Origin of the sequence: Bartonella sp. AA81SXKL, assembly GCF_042196945.1 — a bacterium.
Lineage (GTDB): Bacteria > Pseudomonadota > Alphaproteobacteria > Rhizobiales > Rhizobiaceae > Bartonella.
Genome location: NZ_JBHIRH010000074.1, coordinates 1 through 1,555, shown reverse-complemented (window position 1 = coordinate 1,555; position 1,555 = coordinate 1). Strand labels below are relative to the sequence as shown.

At 31.6% G+C, this 1,555-nt stretch carries 3 protein-coding genes; 1 reads left to right on the top strand and 2 read right to left on the bottom strand.

The annotated features are described in order from the left end of the window. Nucleotides 1–242, top strand: a 242-nt coding sequence (locus ACFINZ_RS09535) for a hypothetical protein (RefSeq protein WP_375643953.1), incomplete at its 5' end; no start/stop codon positions are given. Here the strand turns inward: ACFINZ_RS09535 and ACFINZ_RS09530 are convergent. Beyond that, nucleotides 239–562: a helix-turn-helix domain-containing protein gene (locus ACFINZ_RS09530; protein ID WP_015856199.1), complete on the bottom strand. Its 324-nt coding sequence runs from the start codon at nucleotides 560–562 to the stop codon at nucleotides 239–241. The two genes, ACFINZ_RS09535 and ACFINZ_RS09530, sit on opposite strands and share 4 nt — an antisense overlap. Before the next feature lies 1 nt (nucleotide 563). After that, nucleotides 564–914 carry a type II toxin-antitoxin system RelE/ParE family toxin gene (locus ACFINZ_RS09525; RefSeq protein WP_273783835.1) on the bottom strand — a complete coding sequence of 117 codons (351 nt, stop codon included), beginning with the start codon at nucleotides 912–914 and terminating at the stop codon, nucleotides 564–566. Nucleotides 915–1,555 lie beyond the last annotated feature (641 nt).

Sequence of the window (1,555 nt, the reverse complement as noted above, 5' to 3'; positions counted from 1 at the left end):
ATAATGATCTTGATTATTACAGCGATGAGGGGAGCATTGATGTTGAAAACGGTCGTCGGATGGTCACGCTTGTTGAAGGACATTATAAACAAAAATACAATAAAGTCAATAGTTTGTTTGTAATTATTTTATATGAATCCACTCAAGAATCCACACTTTTATACGTGATTCATTTGACTATTTTTTATATAAGATTGCCATGCATGAATAGATCCAAAAAAGCTAATCATAAAGAAGTTTAAGAAGAAAAAACAACTTCAAAATGTCCTTCAAGCGTTTTAACTTCTTTCGGATTAACAATAATCTTTATATCGTTTCCCAATTTTGCCAAACACTCAAGCATTTTCATTTCACTAATTCCTCGAAATTCTCCACTTAAGAGTTTAGACAGTTTTGGTTGAGTCATTTTCAAAAGTTGACTAGCCTGTTTTTGTGTTAAGTTCTTTTCTTTCAGAATTTGACTAATCTTATGAGCAAGTTGCGCTTTGATAAGCATCTCTCTGGAATCTGAAAAGCCAAGATCCGCATAAACATTGGAACTACCGTGAAAAACATTGATCATTTTAATTCCCTTCTAATTGTTCTACTAACTTGAGACGTTCTTTAATCAGATTAATGTCTGGTTTTGGTGTTGCAATGCCACGGGTCGATTTTTTCTGAAAACAATGCAACACATAAAGAGATTTTTTATATTGTATCGTATAAACAGCGCGATAAGTTCCTTGAATATCGCGTTCAATAATTTCTAGAACATTGGCAGATCCAAACCCCTTGAGAACCTTAACATTTTCTCCTCTATCTCCTATCTGAGCAAGATAAAGAGCATAACCAATCCTTTGTTGAATAAGATCAGGAAGACTTTTTATATCTTTGAGTGAAGAACCAAGCCATATGATACGTTTTATTTTACTCATGATTATTAATATACCCATATGGGTATATTTTCAAGTGGTTATTCTAATTTTGTGATTTTTTAATAACTATTATTAATAAAATTGACTTGATAAAAATGGTAACAAAAAACCATAATTGTTTATTTATCTTATGAAAAGCTGCTTTGTAAAAACCAACGCTTCCAAATGTAAAAAGAACGTTTTTTGCAGATATTTATTGAATATGCATTTGCTTTTGATTGGATTGTTAAAGCTACCGAGCATTTTGATTTGTTTGATACGTTTGATAGCCATAACAAGCGTTTATAGGCTCTGTAATTCAAATGAGTGAGTAAAAATCAAACGCATCATTTACATTCCTTTTGATAAGTTTTCATATCTCTCATAGAGCGCTTGCAATATGATACGTTTTGTATATATGCATTCATTACTCCATTGTGGATGATTATTTTTCTATCATTATAATCGCTATTTGAAAGCCGCATCATATCATTTGACACGGCTTTTTTTATGTTACTCTCTCTTTTATGATATGTTTATAGCAATGCATTTTATATGCGTTTATACACCATAAAGAAAGCACGCCCCCCACGCCGTTCTTTATTCTGTTTTATCAGTTATATTGACAACATTATCCCTTTCATACACCTCACAATTTTTTG

Bases quoted from the DNA above. Each gene is read 5' to 3' on its own strand.
- ACFINZ_RS09530 (WP_015856199.1), bottom strand. From the start codon at position 562: ATGATCAATGTTTTTCACGGTAGTTCCAATGTTTATGCGGATCTTGGC.
- ACFINZ_RS09525 (WP_273783835.1), bottom strand. From the start codon at position 914: ATGAGTAAAATAAAACGTATCATATGGCTTGGTTCTTCACTCAAAGAT.